This window comes from Nesterenkonia aethiopica (assembly GCF_039534665.1).
Lineage (GTDB): Bacteria > Actinomycetota > Actinomycetes > Actinomycetales > Micrococcaceae > Nesterenkonia > Nesterenkonia aethiopica.
In genome coordinates this window covers 55,347-70,521 of sequence record NZ_BAAAVT010000006.1, presented here as the reverse complement: position 1 = coordinate 70,521, position 15,175 = coordinate 55,347, and the positions used below count along the sequence as shown (strand labels likewise).

The following is a 15,175-nucleotide window of genomic DNA, read 5'->3' as shown; positions in this document are numbered from 1 at the left end:
GCGAGATTCCAACGTTGTAACATTATTCCAACGCTGTAATTGTGGCGTGCGTCACGCAGGGTGTCAACAGGCGATCCGTAGCCCCAGGTCACCGGCCGGGTCAGGGACCGGCCTCAGTCCCGCTCCAGCGCTCAGCCGGCGGTGGACTCTCGCGGGACCACCCGATAGCTGGTGGTGTACTGACGCCTCGGCGCCGGCGTCTCCCCGGCCAGCCGCTCCTCGATCCGCTCCACCAGCACCCGCACCGCCGTCCGGGCGATCTCCATGCGCCCCGGGTCCACGGAGGACAGCGTGGGCGAGGTGTATCGGGTCTCCTCGAGGTCGTCGAAGCCGATGACCTTCACGCCCTCAGGCACCGCGAGGCCCGCATCCTGCAGGGCGCGCAGAGCTCCCAGCGCGAGCGTGTCGTTCATGCCGAAGACGCCGTCCACCTCGACCCCGGAGGCGAGCAGCCTGCGCATGGCGTCGGCGCCGTCCTGGCGATGCCACAGGCCCACATAGCCCACCAGGCGGTCGTCGCGCGGCATCCCGGCGGCGTCGAGCGCCTCCTGGTGTCCCCGAAGCCGCAGGGCGGCCGACCCCTGATCCTCTCCCTCATGGGCGCCGATGACGGCGATCCTCCGGCACCCGGCCTCGAGGAGATGCTCGGTGGCGGCGCGGGCTGCGGCGACATTGTCCATCACCACGTGGTCGCACGGGCCGTCGAAGATCCGCTCCCCCAGCGTGACCAACGGATAGTCCACCTCCAGCAGACCCACGTCGGACTGAGAGAGTGCCAGCGGCGAGAAGATCAGGCCGTCGGTCAGCTGCAGGCGCGGACTGCGCAGCAGCTCCCGCTCCGCCGCCGGCTCGGCTCCCGTCTGCTCGATCAGCACGGTGTGGCCGCGCTGCTTGGCCTCGGTGATCACGGAGTCCGCCAGCTCCGCGAAATAGGGCAGCCGCACCTCCGGCAGCGCCAGGCCGATGACCCCGGACCGACCGCTGCGCAGGCTCCGCGCCGACAGGTTCGGCCGGTATCCGAGCTCGTCGATGGCCGCCTGGACGATATCCCGGGTGGAGTCCTTCACATACTGGCGTTTGTGCACCACATTGGAGACCGTCTTGATCGAGACTCCGGCGCGCTGGGCGACGTCGCGCAGTGTGACCGCCATGGGCTCCCTCCTCAGGCCGCTGTGAGACCACCGTACATCGCGGCGAGGACGCGCCGTGCCGTGCGGTCAGGGCGCTGCGGCACCAGGGCTCATTCGACCTGAAACTCGATGCGGTGATGCCCCGTGGCCGCGTTCGGAATCGGGTCTCGTCGCGCCCCCGTCTGGACCGTCCCGGATGCCGTGACCGCCCTGACGGTCACGGCATGCCGACCAGGTTCCAGCCCGTCGAGGGACAGCCGCCACTGCCTCCAGGTGTCCGCGGTGACTTCGGCGGCCAGCTGGGCCTCCTGCCAGTCCCCGTCATCGACCATGACCTCGACGGCGGCGATCCCGTCATGCTGGGCCCAGGCCGTGCCGGCGACGACGGCCCCGTCCCGGGGCACCGTCGCCAGGGGGCGCGGCACGTCGATGCGCGAGGCGACCAGGACCGGTCCCCTCTCGTCCCACCCACGGTCGGTCCAGTAGGCCGTGTCCTGGTCGAAGCGTGTCACGTGAAGCTCCACGACCCACTTGGTCGCCGAGACGTACCCATAGAGGCCCGGGACGACCAGCCGGGCCGGATACCCATGCTGCCGGGGCAGAGGCTCACCGTTCATGCCAACGGCCAGCAGCGAGGCGCGCGCGTCCGTGAGCACCTCCAGCGGAGTCGAGGCGGTGAAGCCGTCCACAGACCGGGAGAGCACCATGTCCGCATGAGGCAGGGGCCGCGCCCGAGCCAACAGCTCCCGCACCGGATATCCCAGCCACGTGGCAGTACCGAGCAGATCTCCGCCGACAGGATTGGAGACACAGGTCAAGGTCACATGATGCTCCTCGAGCGGGAGTCCCAGCAGCTCGCTCATGTCGATGCTGACCTCTTCCTCCACCATGCCGGTGATCCGCAGAGTCCATTCACCCGGCTCCAGCTCCGGAACCACCAAGGCGGTGTCGATGCGGTAGAAGTCATCGTTCGGTGTGATGAACGGAGGGACCCCCGCCACGTCGACCGAGGCCGCCGCAGGCACCGGTGACGCGCCACGAGCCGGTCGCGGCAGCACCAGTTCGACAAGCCGCTCCCCCGCCTGCCGGCCGAAGGCTCCGATCGAACGCCCGACAGCGAAGCAGGCGACCGCCAGAGCAGCGGTCCCGGAGGCCGCTGCCAGGAAGGCGCGTCGCGAAGCAGGGCGCCGGACGGGATCGCGCTCCGCCGCCCCCTCCCACTGTGCGTCGCTCTCAGCCCTCCGGCGCGCCGGCCCCTGCCCAGATCCTGCAGCGACCCCCACCCCCGCGAGCCGCCAGAGCCCGAACAGGACCGCCAGACCCGCGACGATCGCCAGGGCGGAGGGGATGAGATCCGCCGCGGCGGTCTCGGGCCGACGTACCACCGCGGCAGACAGGAGCGCCGCCACCGCGAGGAAGATCGTGGAGGCGACTCTCGGGAGGCGCCGCCCGAGAGCACCGATGCCTGCGGCCATCACCACGCCGCCCAGCCCCATGACCAGGAACAGCACAGGCTTGTTCCACGGCCCCAGCACCGCGATCGCCGTCTCCTGGAGCGCTGGGGGTGCGAACTCGATGACAGTGGATCCGAGGGCGACGAGGGGCGAGGCGGCCGGGCGAAAGGCTCGGGCGATCACGTCGGCGACGCCGAGGAGGACGGCGGCGGCGAGCACGCCTGCGGCCGCATGCCGCCTGTACGCGGCGATCCTTCTCCACTGGTGCGATGTCATGACCTGCATTCGGAGCCGATCGCGGACCGGATGGGACGCGCCGTCCTTCGATGACTCAGTCGGTCAGGCTGTCAGAGCTCCGCGACGACCAGCGGCTCTGATGTCGGCTCCTCCGATCCTCCTTCGGGCTCGACGGTGATCCCGACGGCAGCGTCGGCGGAGAAGGACGGCCCCGTCACGACGGCAGGCCCTTCGGCGGTCATCAGTCCGGCGTCGTGTGCTCCGTCCTGGTCGATGATCCACATCTGCAGATCCTGGCCTTCTTCAGGGCCCTCCATGTCATGCGGAGTGACCAGTATCAGCTGCTCGGTGACGGAGTAGGACACGGTCACGCTGGAGCCGTCGCCCACCTCGACGTGCTGGGCCGCCAGGTCCGGAGCTCCCAGGAGTCGCTGGACCTCCTGCTGCTCCGCATCGAGGCCCGCGACGGTCTCGCGCAGCTGCTCGTTCTCCGCCTGGGCGCGCAGCGCCACCCCTCCCAGGACCGCACAGAGAAGCAGGAGGAACGAGGCCGCCAGGGCGAAATACAGCGCCGGACGGTTTCGCCGGACTTGGCGGCCGGGGCCTGTCACGGGCCCCCTCTCCGGCGCAGAGCCGCGGACGGGCTCGCCGGAGGCGGCGAGGATGTTCTGCCGGGGGATGGACAGGATGGCCTGGGCCGCCTCCTCGGAGGGCGCCATCGGCTCGTCATCGGCGGCGACCAACGCCATAGTCTCCTCGAAATCCGCCACCTCACGGGCGAACTCCGCGTCCTCGTGGAGGAGCCGCTCAGCCTCAGCCGCCTCGTCGGCACTCAGGCCGCCGATCACATATCCTGCGGCGAGATACTCTCGATCAGTGTGCATCGGTCACCCCCAGTGAAGTCCTCAGCCGTCGCATGCCGTCTCTGATCCTCGTCTTCACCGTTCCCAGAGGGACATCGAGATGATCGGCGATCTCGACATGCGTCATGCCGTGATAGTAGGCGAGGGCGATCGCACGCGCCTGGTCCTCCGGCAGTCCCTGCACAGCCCGGGCCGCACGGGCCGACTCGATGTTCTCCAGCGCCTCGTACTGCACGTCCGGGGACTCCTGCCGCAGCTGCCGCTCCCCATGCGCGGTGTCACGCTCCCGCTGTGCGCTGACCGAGCGCACTCTGTCGATGGCCCGGCGGCGGCTGACGGTGATGAGCCAGGCGCGGCCGCTGCCCCGGCCGGGGTCGAAGCGGGAGCAGTCCTCCCACACTTCGGCGAAGACATCCTGGAGGATCTCCTCGGCCAGAGCTCGGCTGCGCACGATCCGCAGGATGACGGCCAGGAGCACGGAGCCTTGGCCCCGGAAGAGCTCTTCGAACGCCTGAGCGTCTCCGCTCGCCGTGCGGACCAGCAGTTCCCCGCACGGGTCAGGACCGCCCAGGGAAGCAGGCGGGTTCACGCCTTCTCCCCCGCGGGTCCGTTCAGGATTGGTCATGCCACCATCATGCCAGGTCACAGAAGGGACAGGAACTGCCGCACCGAACCCGGAGCGAGCGCCACCAGGATCCGGCCACCACGAGCCCCTGACGACGACGGCGCTCGGGCAGGCACCCCGCGGAGCCACCTGCCCGAGCGCCGCAACGACGTCGGAGCTGAGAAACCTCAGAGGATCTCTCGGTGATTCGCCCTCACTGCTCCGCCATCTCAGGCATGAGCACCCCGTCGATCATGTAGACCGTGGCGTTGGCAGTCTGCACTCCGCCGCAGACCAACCCGGCCTCGTCGAACATCAGCTCGTCGCCCTCTCCGGTGATCTCCACCGTGTCGCCGTTGACGGTCTCGTGCTCACCGGCGATCTCATCGGGGCTCAGCTGACCGGGGATCACGTGGTACGTGAGCACCGAGGTCAGCGCGTCGGCATCCTCAGCCAGCGCGTTCAGGTCGTCTTCCGGCACGTCGGCGAAGGCATCGTCGACAGGGGCCAGGACCGTGAACTCGTCACCGTTGAGGGTGTCGACCAGGTCGACGTCAGGGTTCAGCTCGCCGGAGACCGCCGCGGTCAGCGTGGTGAGCATCGGGTTGTTGGAGGCCGCGGTGGCCACCGGGTCCTGGGCCATGCCTTCGACCGAACCGTCCCCATCGGGCACCTGTTCGGCGTAGTCCCCACAGGCGGCACCGACCAGATCGGCCGCCGGGTCCATACCTTCCTCCATGTCCGCGTCATCCTGGGCCGCGGCGTCGTCGTCCATGTCCTCGTCTGTCTCCGTGGCGCCGTCGTCCTGAGTCATCTCCTCCTGCCCTTCCGCCGGGGCTTCGTCCTCAGCCGTGTCATCGGCGCAGGCGGTGAGCCCGAGCAGGGAGATCACCCCGATCCCCAGGATGGCGGAGGCGGTGGACTTCGTCTGAGTCTTCATGACTGATCTCCTCGTCGTCGTGCGTCTCGCCGAGGGACATCCCCGACGCCGCGACCCGACCGTTCGGCACGGGCCGTCACGAAGGGGTTCGGCGCCATGCGGACTCTGGATTGGATCAGTGTGCCCTCTCTTGCGAAGAACCCGCTGCCCGTGAGGACCGCCTGCCGCACTCCGATCAGAGCTGCGGCCGCTCCTCCAGGTGGGCGAGCAACGTATCCCGGACGAACCTGGCTCCGCGCTGGCCTCCGTAGGTGGCGGCGAAGCGCTCGTCGTCCACGTACATGTGGGCCAGGCATTCCACGTAGCGACGCCGGCCTGCCTGCTCCTCGGACTCCATGGGGGTGCCGGGCATCTGGCGCAGCCAGAGGATCTGCTCGGCGGCCAGCGCCTGACCGAGCTCGCCGCGGGGGTCGCCGTCCTCGGCGGCAGCCTGCTGCCAGCGGGCGATGAGGTCTTCGGCTTCGCGCCTGAGCTTCAGCTGCTCCTGGTAAGTCTTGGAGGTCCACCAGGCGATGCTGCGCTGGTAGGACTCCTCACCCCAGCGCTCGATGACCTCCTCCTTGTGCTGTGCGTCGAAACCGTCCATCATCACCTCCATCGTCGGGGAGCGCCCGTCCCTGCGGGCCTGAAGCGTGTGTCGCACGGCGTGGATCTGCGCGCCGAGCCTGTGCTGTTCAGCTTGGAGCCGCTCGACGAGCCGCTCGAGCCTGTGGACCTCCGTTCCGGGCTGCGCCAGGACCTCCCGGATCTCCAGGAGCGGCATCCCCAGGTCCCGGAGGACGAGGATCTGCTGGAGGCGCGCGACGGCGTCGGCGTCATAGTGCCGTCGGCCGTCGAGTCCGGTGCGGGTGGGCTCCAGGAGCCCGACGGCGTCGTAGTGCCGCAGCGTACGGCTGCTCACTCCGGCCCGTCGGCAGAGCTCCTGGATGTCCCATTCATGGGTTCTGCTGTCCATGGGTCCCACGCTAGAGGTTGACGTCGCGTCAACGTCAACAGTGAGGCGACGAAGCAAACATTACATCTGTAATGTTTCGTGCTACGATGGTCGACGTCGGGTCACCACGACCCGGAAGGACGGCCACGTTCTGATGCCGCCGATCTGCCCCAGGCGGCCCGTCTTCCAGAAGAAGATCCCGCTGCGCCCCGCCGTCCCGCGCAGCGATCGAAAGGTATGTGGGACGATGTCCTCGCCTCAGACCGCGAGCATCCAGACTCCGCACTATGCATCCCCCTCGACACCGCGTGCCGGCGCCCGCCAGTGGCTGGGCTTGGCCACCCTGGTGCTCCCCGTGGTGCTCATCGCCGTCGACATGACCGTGCTCGGCTTCGCCGTCCCGCATCTCAGCGAGGACCTGGCGCCCACCAGCGGCCAGCTGCTGTGGATCGTCGACATCTACGCGTTCATGCTGGCGGGACTGCTCATCACCATGGGATCCGTGGGTGACCGGATCGGCCGACGCCGGCTCCTGATGATCGGGACGGCTGGCTTCGGTGTGGCTTCTGCCATCGCCGCGTTCAGCGTCAGCGCCGAGATGCTGATCGCCGCCCGGGCGCTGCTGGGGCTGGCGGGAGCCACCCTGATGCCCTCGACGCTGTCCCTGATCCGGAACCTGTTCCCGAATCCCCGCCAGCGGACCCTGGCGATCGCCATCTGGGCCTCCGCGTTTTCCGCCGGGGCCGCCCTCGGCCCCATCATCGGCGGTGCCCTGCTGGAGCACTTCTTCTGGGGATCGGTGTTCCTGATCAACCTGCCGGTGGTCGTGGTGATCCTGATCGCCATGCCGTTCCTGGTCACCGAGTCCCGAGACCCCCATCCGGGCCGGCTCGACCTGTTCAGCGTGCTGCTCTCCCTGACAGGCATGATCACCGCCGTCTACGGCATCAAGAAGCTCGTCGAGGGCTACCTCGAGGTGCTGCCCGTGGCTGCGCTGCTCGTCGGCGTCGCCCTGCTGGCGCTCTTCGTCCGCCGTCAGCGAAGCCTGGAGCACCCGCTGCTGGACCTGCGTCTGTTCGCGATGCCGCGCTTCCGGGCCGGGGTGAGTGCGAACTTCATGCTGGTGTTCGCCATGGTCGGCTCGATGTTCTTCCTCCCCCAGCTGCTGCAGCTCGGCTACGGGATGTCCCCGCTCCATGCCTCGCTGATGTTGGTCCCCGGACTGGTCATCTCTGTGGCGGCCAGCTTCCTGGTGATCCCGATCGCCCGCGCCACCTCGCTGCGGGCGGTGATCGTCGGCGGAATCCTGATCGCCGCCGCCGGCTACGCGGTGCTGATCCTGGCACCGGTGGAGGCCGGCTGGGCGTTCGTGATGGCCGCATTCTTCCTGATCGGCCTGGGTGTGGGCATGGCGGAGACCATGACCAATGACGCCGTGCTCACCTCCGCGCCCGCGGACCGGGCCGGCGCCGCCTCAGCGGTCTCGGAGACCGCCTACGAACTGGGCGGCGCGCTCGGCGTCGCCGTGCTGGGCAGCATCCTGGCCGCCGGTTACCGCAGCGGCATCGACGCCGTCGAGGGTGTGCCCGCCTCCGCGATGGAGCAGGCCTCCCAGACGCTGGGAGCCGCCCACGCGGCCTCGGAACGGCTCAGCGGTTCCGCCGGGACTGCGCTGATGGACGCCGCCCGGGAGGCCTTCGTCTCGGGCGTGCACCTGACCAGCGCGATCGCGGTGGCCATCGTCGTCTTCGCCGCCGTCACGGTGTTCGTGATGCTGCGCGGCGATGCCGCACGCAGCCGCTGACCGGGCTGCACCGGGACATCATGTCTGCCGCACCAGATCTGGTGAGGCAGACATGATGTCCAGGTGCACATCGACGGCACAGGTGAGAGCGCGTCGTGAGGGGCCGCGCATGCTCCTGCATCGCTGGGCGCAGGCTCAGTCCTTGAGCTCTGCGTAGACGATGAAGTTGTCCTCCAGGACTCCTGTGTCCCGGTTGAGCCCGTCACACGTGATGAGGCGCAGTTCAGGCCCGACGGTGTTTCCGTAGACGTCGAGCGTGGGGAACTCCTCCTGGGGGAAACGGTCGGTCCGATACACGACGAACTCCGCGAGAGTCCCATCGTCCCGGGTCACCGCGATGGTGTCGCCGACCTCCATGGTCGGAAGCTCAGCGAATATCCCGGGGCCTCCTTCCGACGCGTTGCGATGACCGAGGATCACGGCGGGGCCGATCTCACCTGGCGTGGGTCCGTGCCGGTACCAGCCGGCCGGAGAGCCACCACCGTACGGAGGGACCTCGATGGCGCCGTCGTCCTGCAGCCCCAGGTGCACAAGCTCAGAGACGACGCCGATAGCAGGCACCTCTACCGAGGTCGGCTCAGCCGGTGCCATCTCCTCAGCGACACTCACCGGCGGTCCGCTCTCAGTACGCACTGGGTCCAGCCCCGAGTCAGGTCGGTCGGAGGACGGTGCCTCGTCAGCAGGAGCCTCAGACGACGGGCGCTCAGCGCTGACCGGCGAGGCGTAGTCCGGCTCCGGAGCGCCCGCACAGCCACAGAGGAACAGGACAGCCCCCGTCGCGACGGCGAATGCGCCAGCACGACGGGGGCGGCATGCCGTCCACATGATCTCGTCAGCCCTGCTGGTCAGGCGCGGGCAGTGTGGCGTCGCACGGCCCACGCGCCACCGAGCGCTGCCAATGCGAGCGCTCCGCCGCCGAGTGCGAGGTTCATGCCGTTGTCCGCCTGCACCGGAGCACCTGTGTCGGCACCACCGTCAGGCATCTCCTCCATCTGCGAAGCGCTCAGCGTCCCGCAGGCGGCCGGAAGCGTCGCCGCCAGCGGAAGCTCGGGGTCAAGCTCGCTCTGCTTCTGGGCCGCCTCCTCCGGCATCAGGTCCGGGTCCACCCCATGGACCACGACGACGGCGGTGCCCTCCTCGACGGCGGTGAGAGTGTCGTCAGAGAGTTCGAAGGTCCGCTCATAGGAGTACTCCGAGCCTCCGGGGAACCGGTCGATCGCCAGCCCCGAATCCGGGCTGGTGTCTCCCTCCGTGGTCAGGGATGTCCCGATGTCTCCATAGAAGTGATGCCCTTCGGGAGTGCTCACCACCCCATCGCCGTCGGTGTCAGCATCCGGGCCGGGGCAGAGGCCCTGGGCTCCGATGTGGATGTGCTGGGCATGCGGGAAGGGCCCGTCCATGAACTCCTCGGCTGCTCCGGTGACGTTCATCGTGACCGTCGCCTCCTGGCCATGGATGTCGATCATCACCTCGCCGGTGGTGCCGCTGGAGTTCAGCTCCTCCAATGATGTCTGGACGGACCACGAGTCGTCGTGACTGTCTGCCATGGCCGGTGACGCAGTCAGCGCCAGTCCGCCGAGGGCCAGTGCAGGAACAGCGAAGAAGGTGGAAGTGCGCATGGTCGTCTCCTCATTCAGGCGTCGAACGCTCGGCAAGCCTCGAGGCTCGGCTCATCACGTCAGGATTTTGGCTTGCACGTGACGTTCGTCGCACTCCACGATTCGGATTGGAACTCTCTCGGAAAATCTCGCGGGTCCAGCCCGCCGACAGGTCCCGCCACCACGACACCGGCCCCTCAGTATCGCCAGGGGCGACGCTGAGGGGCCGGTGCTGTTCAGGTTCTGCTCACCGCCGACACGCGAAGCGCATCACGGGCGGGAGAGAGAGCTGGGGATCAGAGCGGGCGGATGTTCTCAGCCTGCAGGCCCTTGGGGCCGCGAGCCGTCTCGAACTCCACCTTCTGGTTCTCCTCGAGGGTGCGGAACCCGGAGCTCTGGATCGCGCTGAAGTGCGCGAAGACGTCGTCCGAGCCGTCGTCGGGTGCGATGAACCCGTAGCCCTTCTCAGCGTTGAACCATTTCACGGTGCCAGTGGCCATTGTGTTTCCCTTTACTTTCCTACGATGCACCGATGTCACGATGCTTTTCCCGCCCCCGCCCAGGCCGGGCAGGCGCGGAGTTCAATGAAGGCCACGGACTGTCTCAAGTCTTGCTGCACATCATCAGCGGGCGCCGGAGAGTCCGGATCCGGAGGCTCATGGCACCCGCATGGTCCTCAGCCTACGCCATCACCACGTCTGAGTCGACGGCGGCGGCCATTTTCTCCTGATCCGCCTTCTCCTCGTGGGGCTCGAAACGCACCATCATCGCCTTGAACCCGGGGGTGTTGGACTCGCGGGCGACCAGTTCGCGGTGCACCAGCTCGTTGGCCTCCGGATAGTAGGCCGCCGCGCAGCCGCGCGCCGTGGGATAGGAGACCAGCCGGTACCGTGCACTCCGCAGCTCCCGGCCGCGGAACACCGAGACCACGTCCACCAGCGCGCGGTCGGCGAAGCCCAGCGTGGCGAGGTCGTCGGGATGGATCAGGATCACCCGGCGCCCTTCGGAGATGCCGCGGTAACGGTCGTCGAGGCCGTAGATGGTGGTGTTGTACTGGTCGTGGGAGCGCATCGTCTGCAGCACCAGGTGCCCCTCGGGCGCCTGCAGGTACTCCAGCTCGGAGACGGTGAACGCCGCCCGGCCGTCCGGCGTCGCGAAGGTCCTGCTGTCGCGGGGGGCGTTGGGGAGCACGAAGCCGTACTTGTCCCGGATGCGCCGGTTGAAGTCCTCTGTGCCGGTCACCACGCGTGAGGCGTGGTCGCGGATGACGTCGTAGTCCTCGGCCATGGCCTTCCAGTCGACGACGTGGTCGTCGCCGAGCATCGCCCGCGCCATCCGAGAGATGATGACCGGCTCTGCGAGCAGCTGGTCGGAGACGGGCTCCAGACGTCCCTGGGTGGAGCTGATGATCGACATCGAGTTCTCCACGGAGAGGAACTGGGCGCCACCCGGGTGCTTGTCGTCGCGGTCGGAGCGGCCCAGCGTCGGCAGGATCAGCGCCGTCTCGCCGTGCACCACGTGGGAGCGGTTCGGCTTGGTCGAGATCTGCACCGTCAGGCCCGTCCGGCGCATGCCGGCCTCCATCATCCGGGTGTCGGAGTTCGCGCGGGCCAGATTGCCGCCCAGCGAGACGAAGACGTCGATGTCGCCGTCGGCCATCGCCTGCATCGCATCGGTGGAGTCGTACCCGTGCTTCCGCGGCGAGGAGATGCCGAACTCGTCGTCGAGCCTCTGCAGGAAGTCCTCGGGCATCTTCTCCCAGATGCCGAAGGTCCGGTCCCCCTGCACATTGGAGTGCCCGCGGACCGGGCAGGCGCCGGCCCCCGGCTTGCCGAAGTTCCCCTGGAGGAGCAGCACGTTGATGATCTCGCGGATGGTGTCCACCGAATGCGGCTGCTGGGTCAGTCCCAGGGCCCAGCAGACCACCGTGGCCTTCGAGGCGATGAGCATCTCGGCGACCTTCTCGATCTCCGCACGGAGCAGACCGGTGGCCGTCTCGATCTCGTCCCAGTCCAGGGTGCCGCGGGCGGCCCGGTACTCCGCGAAGCCGCGGGTGCGGGAGTCCAGGAACTCCTGGTCCAGCACGGTGCCGGGGTTCTCCTCCTCGGCGGCGAGCAGCAGGTGGCCCAGCGCCTGGAACAGCGCCTGGTCACCGCCGACCTTGATCTGCAGGTACTCGTCGGAGACCCGGTCTCCGTGGCCCACCAGGCCCCGCGGCGTCTGCGGGTCCTTGAAGTTCAACAGGCCGGCCTCGGGCAGCGGATTGACCGCCACGACCTTCGCGCCGTTCTTGCGCGCCTCGGTCAGCGCGCCGAGCATGCGGGGGTGGTTGGACCCCGGGTTCTGCCCGACCACCAGGACCAGCTCGGAATGTTCGACGTCCTCGAGGGTGACGGTGCCCTTGCCGACGCCGATGGTCGGGGTCAGCGCCGTGCCGGAGGACTCGTGACACATGTTGGAGCAGTCCGGCAGGTTGTTGGTGCCCAGGGATCGGGCCATGAGCTGGTACATGAAGGCGGTCTCGTTGGCCGTGCGCCCGGAGGTGTAGAACGCGCACCGGTCCGGCGTGGTCGCCCGCACGTGCTCACCGATGGTCTCGAAGGCCTCGTCCCAGCTGATCGGGGTGTAGTGGGTGTCCCCCGGTCGGATGATCATCGGGTGGGTGATGCGGCCGGCCTGGCCGAGCCAGTAGTCCGAGCGCTGCTCCAGTTCCGCGATCGGGTGGTCCTCCCACCACTGCGGGGTGACCACGCGCTGGGTGTTCTCCTCCGCCAGCGCCTTCGCTCCGTTCTCACAGAACTCGAGCTTCTTCCGGTGCCCGGTGGTCGATTCCGGCCAGGCACAGCCCGGGCAGTCGACGCCGCCGGGCTGGTTGACGCGGAGATAGGAGCGCAGGGTCCGGCTCACGCCGCCCTGCCCGAAGCCGCGTTCGAAGGAGACGCCGACCGCCTTCAGTCCGGCCGCGGTCTTCTTCGGTGTGCCGACGGTGAGGTCGTCCTCGTCGATGTCCTCGATCTCCACGGTGCGACCGTGGACCTTGGCCTCGGCGTCCTCGCCGGTGCGCTGCTCGGAGCCGCTGCGGCGTCCGTTGATAAGTCCCATGGCTCCATTCTGACAGACCTGAGCCGGCCTGTGACACCCCTCACAGGGGTGTCTTCGGCGGCAGGATCGCCTGGTCAGGCCGGCGTGGCGACGAGGTCGCTGAGACGTTCGGGATGGGTGTAGATGTTGATGGTCTCCCCCCGGGAGAACCCGGCCAGCGTGATGCCGGCACGCTCGGCCAGGTCCACCGCCATCGACGACGGCGCCCCGACGGCGGAGAGCAGCTCCACGCCCGCCAGCGCGGCCTTCTGGACGAGCTCGAAGGACGCCCGGCCCGAGACCTGCAGGGCGGTGCCCGTCAGCGGCAGACGCCCCTCGGTCAGCGCCCATCCGACCACTTTGTCCACCGCGTTGTGGCGCCCGACGTCCTCCCGGAGGCACAGCAGCTCGCCCTCGCCGTCGAAGAGCCCGGCGGCGTGGACGCCTCCGGTGCGGTCGAAGATCCTCTGCTGCTGCCGCAGGGAGTCAGGAAGAGAGAGCAGCGCCTCCACGGTGAGGCTCAGCTGGGGGCCCTCCGCAGCGGCGGCGGGCAGCGCCTTCTCGACGGCGTCGATGCTGGTGGTCCCACAGATCCCGCAGGCCGAGGTGGTCAGCACCTGCCGGTGCTGACCGATGGACAGCCGGGCGATGCGAGGGTCGAGGGTGACGTCGACGACGTTGTAGGTCTGCAGCCCGTCGGGGTCGGTGCCGGCGCAGTAGCGCATGCCCCGCACCTCCTCCGGAGCGGCCACCAGACCTTCGGAGACGAGGAATCCGGCGGCCAGCTCGAAGTCGTGCCCGGGGGTCCGCATGGTCACCGTGAACGAGTCCCCGCCAAGGCGCAGCTCCAGCGGCTCCTCGACGGCCACGACGTCGCCGCGGCTGCGGACCGCGCCGTCGCGACCCACCCGCATGATGCGGTGTCTCTGGGTCAGCCGTCCCATGATGAGCTCCTTCGTCCGCGCGGGCCGCCTGTCGACCGTGTGCCTCCAGCGTGCCACGCCAGGGGCAGCACCTCCACCGTCTCCCCTGCGGCGACCCCCTCAGGAGGGACGAGCGCGAAGGCGGCGGCGACGGCGAATCCGCGCATCATGTGCGGGCTGTCGTGCCCCACAGGCGCGACGCCGGCGCTGCGCCTCTCCACCGGAAGCAGCCGCTGACCGCGGCGAGCGCCGGGCAGCGGCTCGACGGCGATGGTCTTCGTCATCCCCACCGCGTCCCGGGGGTCGGCGCCGGCGAGCACGTCGAGGATGACCTGCCCGATGCCGGCCAGGGCCGCGTGTCCGGCCAGTGGGTTGCCCGGCAGACCCAGAACCAGACTGCCCCCGACGCGGGCGAGGACCATGGGGTGACCGGGGCGCATGTCCACTCCGTCCACCAGCAGCTCGGCCCCGAGGCTCCGCAGGGCAGGCAGCAGCGCATCGGCCTCGGATCGTGCGGTGCCACCGGTGGTCAGCAGCAGGTCGGCTCGGGACGCGAGCCCTTCCTGCAGGGAGGAGATCAGCGCCTCGACGGCGTCCCCCACCCGCTCCACGCCCTCCGTCGCGCCGCCCATGGCCTCCACGGCGGCAGGCACGGAGATCTCGAAGGCGTCGCGCACCTGGCCGGGCCCGGGCAGCCCGGAGGTGATGACCTCCTCCCCCGTGCAGATCAGACGCACCCGGGGCCTCGGGTGGATGCGGAGGGTGTCATGCCCCGCAACGGCGGCCATCGCCGCCACGGCGGGGGTCACGGTCGCACCGGCCCGCAGGAGGAGGTCTCCGGCAGCGGCCTCGGAGCCCGCGGGGCGCAGATGACGGCCCGGCTCCAGGTCGACGGTGTCCGAGCGGGCGTGCAGCAGCTCCCGGCCCGGCGCACCGGCGTCGGGGCGGAGGCTCCCGTGCTCGCTGCGCAGCACGGAGGTGGTGCCCCGAGGTATCGGCGACCCGGTCACCACCGCCACCGCTTCTCCCACCCGCAGCGCGGGCCGCTGATCGGCAGGGCTGAGCGCGGTGCGGCCCGTGCGCGGCTCCGGAGCCTCCGGGATGAGGAGCCACGGACCGGCGCCGCGGACGGCCCAGCCGTCCATGGCGGAGGTGGTGGCGTGCGGGATGGGCTGTGGTGCGTGGACGTCCTCGGCGAGCATCGCCCCGAGACATTCATGCATGGGCGCCTGGGCTGCGGGGCCGCGGAGCAGCGCGGCGGCGTCCGCGGCGCAGCGACGCGCCTCGGCCAACGTGGTGAGGCTCATCAGTCTCCGGCGCCGCCTCGTCCCTCCAGCAGCCGCTCCGCCACGCGGGTGGCGGCGCGCGAGGCCCGTTCGAAGTCGGCCTGCCCGGAGGCCTCCGCGAGGCCGGTGACGTAGCCGATGAGGAAGGTGGTCACCGGGGCGGCGGGGCGCACGACGGTGTGGGCGGCGACCCCCGCGAGGCGCAGGACCGCGTCGACGTCGATCGGGACGCCTTCGATCTCCAGCTCGCGGGACAGCTCCTGCACCCACTGGTCGATCGACTCCCGGGTGATCTCCTGCTCGGATCGCTCTGCCATGGCC

14 protein-coding genes are annotated in these 15,175 nt (G+C 69.5%); 1 reads left to right on the top strand and 13 read right to left on the bottom strand.

Going from position 1 to position 15,175, the window contains the following annotated elements; genetic code table 11:
• Window positions 1-131: 131 nt before the first annotated feature.
• The 6 genes from ABD658_RS05610 to ABD658_RS05585 all read right to left on the bottom strand — a co-directional run bounded on the left by ABD658_RS05610 (window position 132) and on the right by ABD658_RS05585 (window position 6,183).
• Complete coding sequence (locus tag ABD658_RS05610) at window positions 132-1,151, bottom strand: LacI family DNA-binding transcriptional regulator (protein ID WP_344682147.1); 1,020 nt, start codon at window positions 1,149-1,151, stop codon at window positions 132-134.
• A gap of 89 nt (window positions 1,152-1,240) precedes the next feature.
• Complete coding sequence (locus ABD658_RS05605; RefSeq protein WP_344682149.1) at window positions 1,241-2,860, bottom strand: molybdopterin-dependent oxidoreductase; 1,620 nt, start codon at window positions 2,858-2,860, stop codon at window positions 1,241-1,243.
• Window positions 2,861-2,931: 71 nt separating this feature from the next.
• On the bottom strand, window positions 2,932-3,705 hold the full coding sequence (locus ABD658_RS05600) for an anti-sigma factor (protein ID WP_070160820.1): 774 nt from the start codon (window positions 3,703-3,705) through the stop codon (window positions 2,932-2,934).
• Complete coding sequence (locus tag ABD658_RS05595; protein WP_344682152.1) at window positions 3,695-4,309, bottom strand: sigma-70 family RNA polymerase sigma factor; 615 nt, start codon at window positions 4,307-4,309, stop codon at window positions 3,695-3,697. The genes ABD658_RS05600 and ABD658_RS05595 overlap by 11 nt, the downstream gene beginning before the upstream one ends.
• Before the next feature lie 193 nt (window positions 4,310-4,502).
• Entirely contained in the window at window positions 4,503-5,228 is a 726-nt protein-coding gene (locus ABD658_RS05590; protein ID WP_070160823.1) for a fasciclin domain-containing protein, read from the bottom strand.
• A gap of 175 nt (window positions 5,229-5,403) precedes the next feature.
• Window positions 5,404-6,183, bottom strand: coding sequence for a MerR family transcriptional regulator (locus ABD658_RS05585; RefSeq protein ID WP_344682155.1), 780 nt, complete (start codon window positions 6,181-6,183; stop codon window positions 5,404-5,406).
• Window positions 6,184-6,409: 226 nt separating this feature from the next.
• Between ABD658_RS05585 and ABD658_RS05580 the strand changes: the two genes are divergently transcribed.
• Entirely contained in the window at window positions 6,410-7,966 is a 1,557-nt protein-coding gene (locus tag ABD658_RS05580) for an MFS transporter (protein WP_070160825.1), read from the top strand.
• Between the two features lie 135 nt (window positions 7,967-8,101).
• Here the strand turns inward: ABD658_RS05580 and ABD658_RS05575 are convergent, their stop codons facing one another.
• From ABD658_RS05575 to ABD658_RS05545, 7 genes are all read right to left on the bottom strand, one after another.
• Window positions 8,102-8,557, bottom strand: a complete 456-nt coding sequence (locus ABD658_RS05575) for a class F sortase (protein WP_070160846.1) — start codon at window positions 8,555-8,557, stop codon at window positions 8,102-8,104.
• A 254-nt stretch (window positions 8,558-8,811) separates the two neighbouring features.
• On the bottom strand, window positions 8,812-9,585 hold the full coding sequence (locus ABD658_RS05570; RefSeq protein WP_070160827.1) for a hypothetical protein: 774 nt from the start codon (window positions 9,583-9,585) through the stop codon (window positions 8,812-8,814).
• A gap of 275 nt (window positions 9,586-9,860) precedes the next feature.
• Window positions 9,861-10,064, bottom strand: coding sequence for a cold-shock protein (locus ABD658_RS05565; protein ID WP_070160828.1), 204 nt, complete (start codon window positions 10,062-10,064; stop codon window positions 9,861-9,863).
• A 181-nt stretch (window positions 10,065-10,245) separates the two neighbouring features.
• Window positions 10,246-12,666 (bottom strand): FdhF/YdeP family oxidoreductase, encoded by a 2,421-nt coding sequence (locus ABD658_RS05560; protein WP_344682160.1) that lies wholly within the window; start codon window positions 12,664-12,666, stop codon window positions 10,246-10,248.
• A 74-nt stretch (window positions 12,667-12,740) separates the two neighbouring features.
• A complete protein-coding gene (gene fdhD, locus ABD658_RS05555) occupies window positions 12,741-13,589 on the bottom strand; it encodes a formate dehydrogenase accessory sulfurtransferase FdhD (protein WP_344682162.1) in 849 nt (282 codons plus the stop codon).
• Entirely contained in the window at window positions 13,577-14,875 is a 1,299-nt protein-coding gene (locus tag ABD658_RS05550; protein WP_344682165.1) for a molybdopterin molybdotransferase MoeA, read from the bottom strand. Before ABD658_RS05550 ends, fdhD begins: the two co-directional genes overlap by 13 nt.
• Window positions 14,875-15,171, bottom strand: a complete 297-nt coding sequence (locus tag ABD658_RS05545) for a DUF6457 domain-containing protein (protein ID WP_070160833.1) — start codon at window positions 15,169-15,171, stop codon at window positions 14,875-14,877. The genes ABD658_RS05550 and ABD658_RS05545 overlap by 1 nt, the downstream gene beginning before the upstream one ends.
• Window positions 15,172-15,175: the final 4 nt, after the last annotated feature.

Excerpts from the sequence above, each read along its gene's own strand:
- ABD658_RS05610 (WP_344682147.1), bottom strand. The coding sequence starts at position 1,151 with ATGGCGGTCACACTGCGCGACGTCGCCCAGCGCGCCGGAGTCTCGATC.
- ABD658_RS05605 (WP_344682149.1), bottom strand. The coding sequence starts at position 2,860 with ATGACATCGCACCAGTGGAGAAGGATCGCCGCGTACAGGCGGCATGCG.
- ABD658_RS05600 (WP_070160820.1), bottom strand. The coding sequence starts at position 3,705 with ATGCACACTGATCGAGAGTATCTCGCCGCAGGATATGTGATCGGCGGC.
- ABD658_RS05595 (WP_344682152.1), bottom strand. The coding sequence starts at position 4,309 with ATGACCAATCCTGAACGGACCCGCGGGGGAGAAGGCGTGAACCCGCCT.
- ABD658_RS05590 (WP_070160823.1), bottom strand. The coding sequence starts at position 5,228 with ATGAAGACTCAGACGAAGTCCACCGCCTCCGCCATCCTGGGGATCGGG.
- ABD658_RS05585 (WP_344682155.1), bottom strand. The coding sequence starts at position 6,183 with ATGGACAGCAGAACCCATGAATGGGACATCCAGGAGCTCTGCCGACGG.
- ABD658_RS05580 (WP_070160825.1), top strand. The coding sequence starts at position 6,410 with ATGTCCTCGCCTCAGACCGCGAGCATCCAGACTCCGCACTATGCATCC.
- ABD658_RS05575 (WP_070160846.1), bottom strand. The coding sequence starts at position 8,557 with ATGGCACCGGCTGAGCCGACCTCGGTAGAGGTGCCTGCTATCGGCGTC.
- ABD658_RS05570 (WP_070160827.1), bottom strand. The coding sequence starts at position 9,585 with ATGCGCACTTCCACCTTCTTCGCTGTTCCTGCACTGGCCCTCGGCGGA.
- ABD658_RS05565 (WP_070160828.1), bottom strand. The coding sequence starts at position 10,064 with ATGGCCACTGGCACCGTGAAATGGTTCAACGCTGAGAAGGGCTACGGG.
- ABD658_RS05560 (WP_344682160.1), bottom strand. The coding sequence starts at position 12,666 with ATGGGACTTATCAACGGACGCCGCAGCGGCTCCGAGCAGCGCACCGGC.
- fdhD (WP_344682162.1), bottom strand. The coding sequence starts at position 13,589 with ATGGGACGGCTGACCCAGAGACACCGCATCATGCGGGTGGGTCGCGAC.
- ABD658_RS05550 (WP_344682165.1), bottom strand. The coding sequence starts at position 14,875 with ATGAGCCTCACCACGTTGGCCGAGGCGCGTCGCTGCGCCGCGGACGCC.
- ABD658_RS05545 (WP_070160833.1), bottom strand. The coding sequence starts at position 15,171 with ATGGCAGAGCGATCCGAGCAGGAGATCACCCGGGAGTCGATCGACCAG.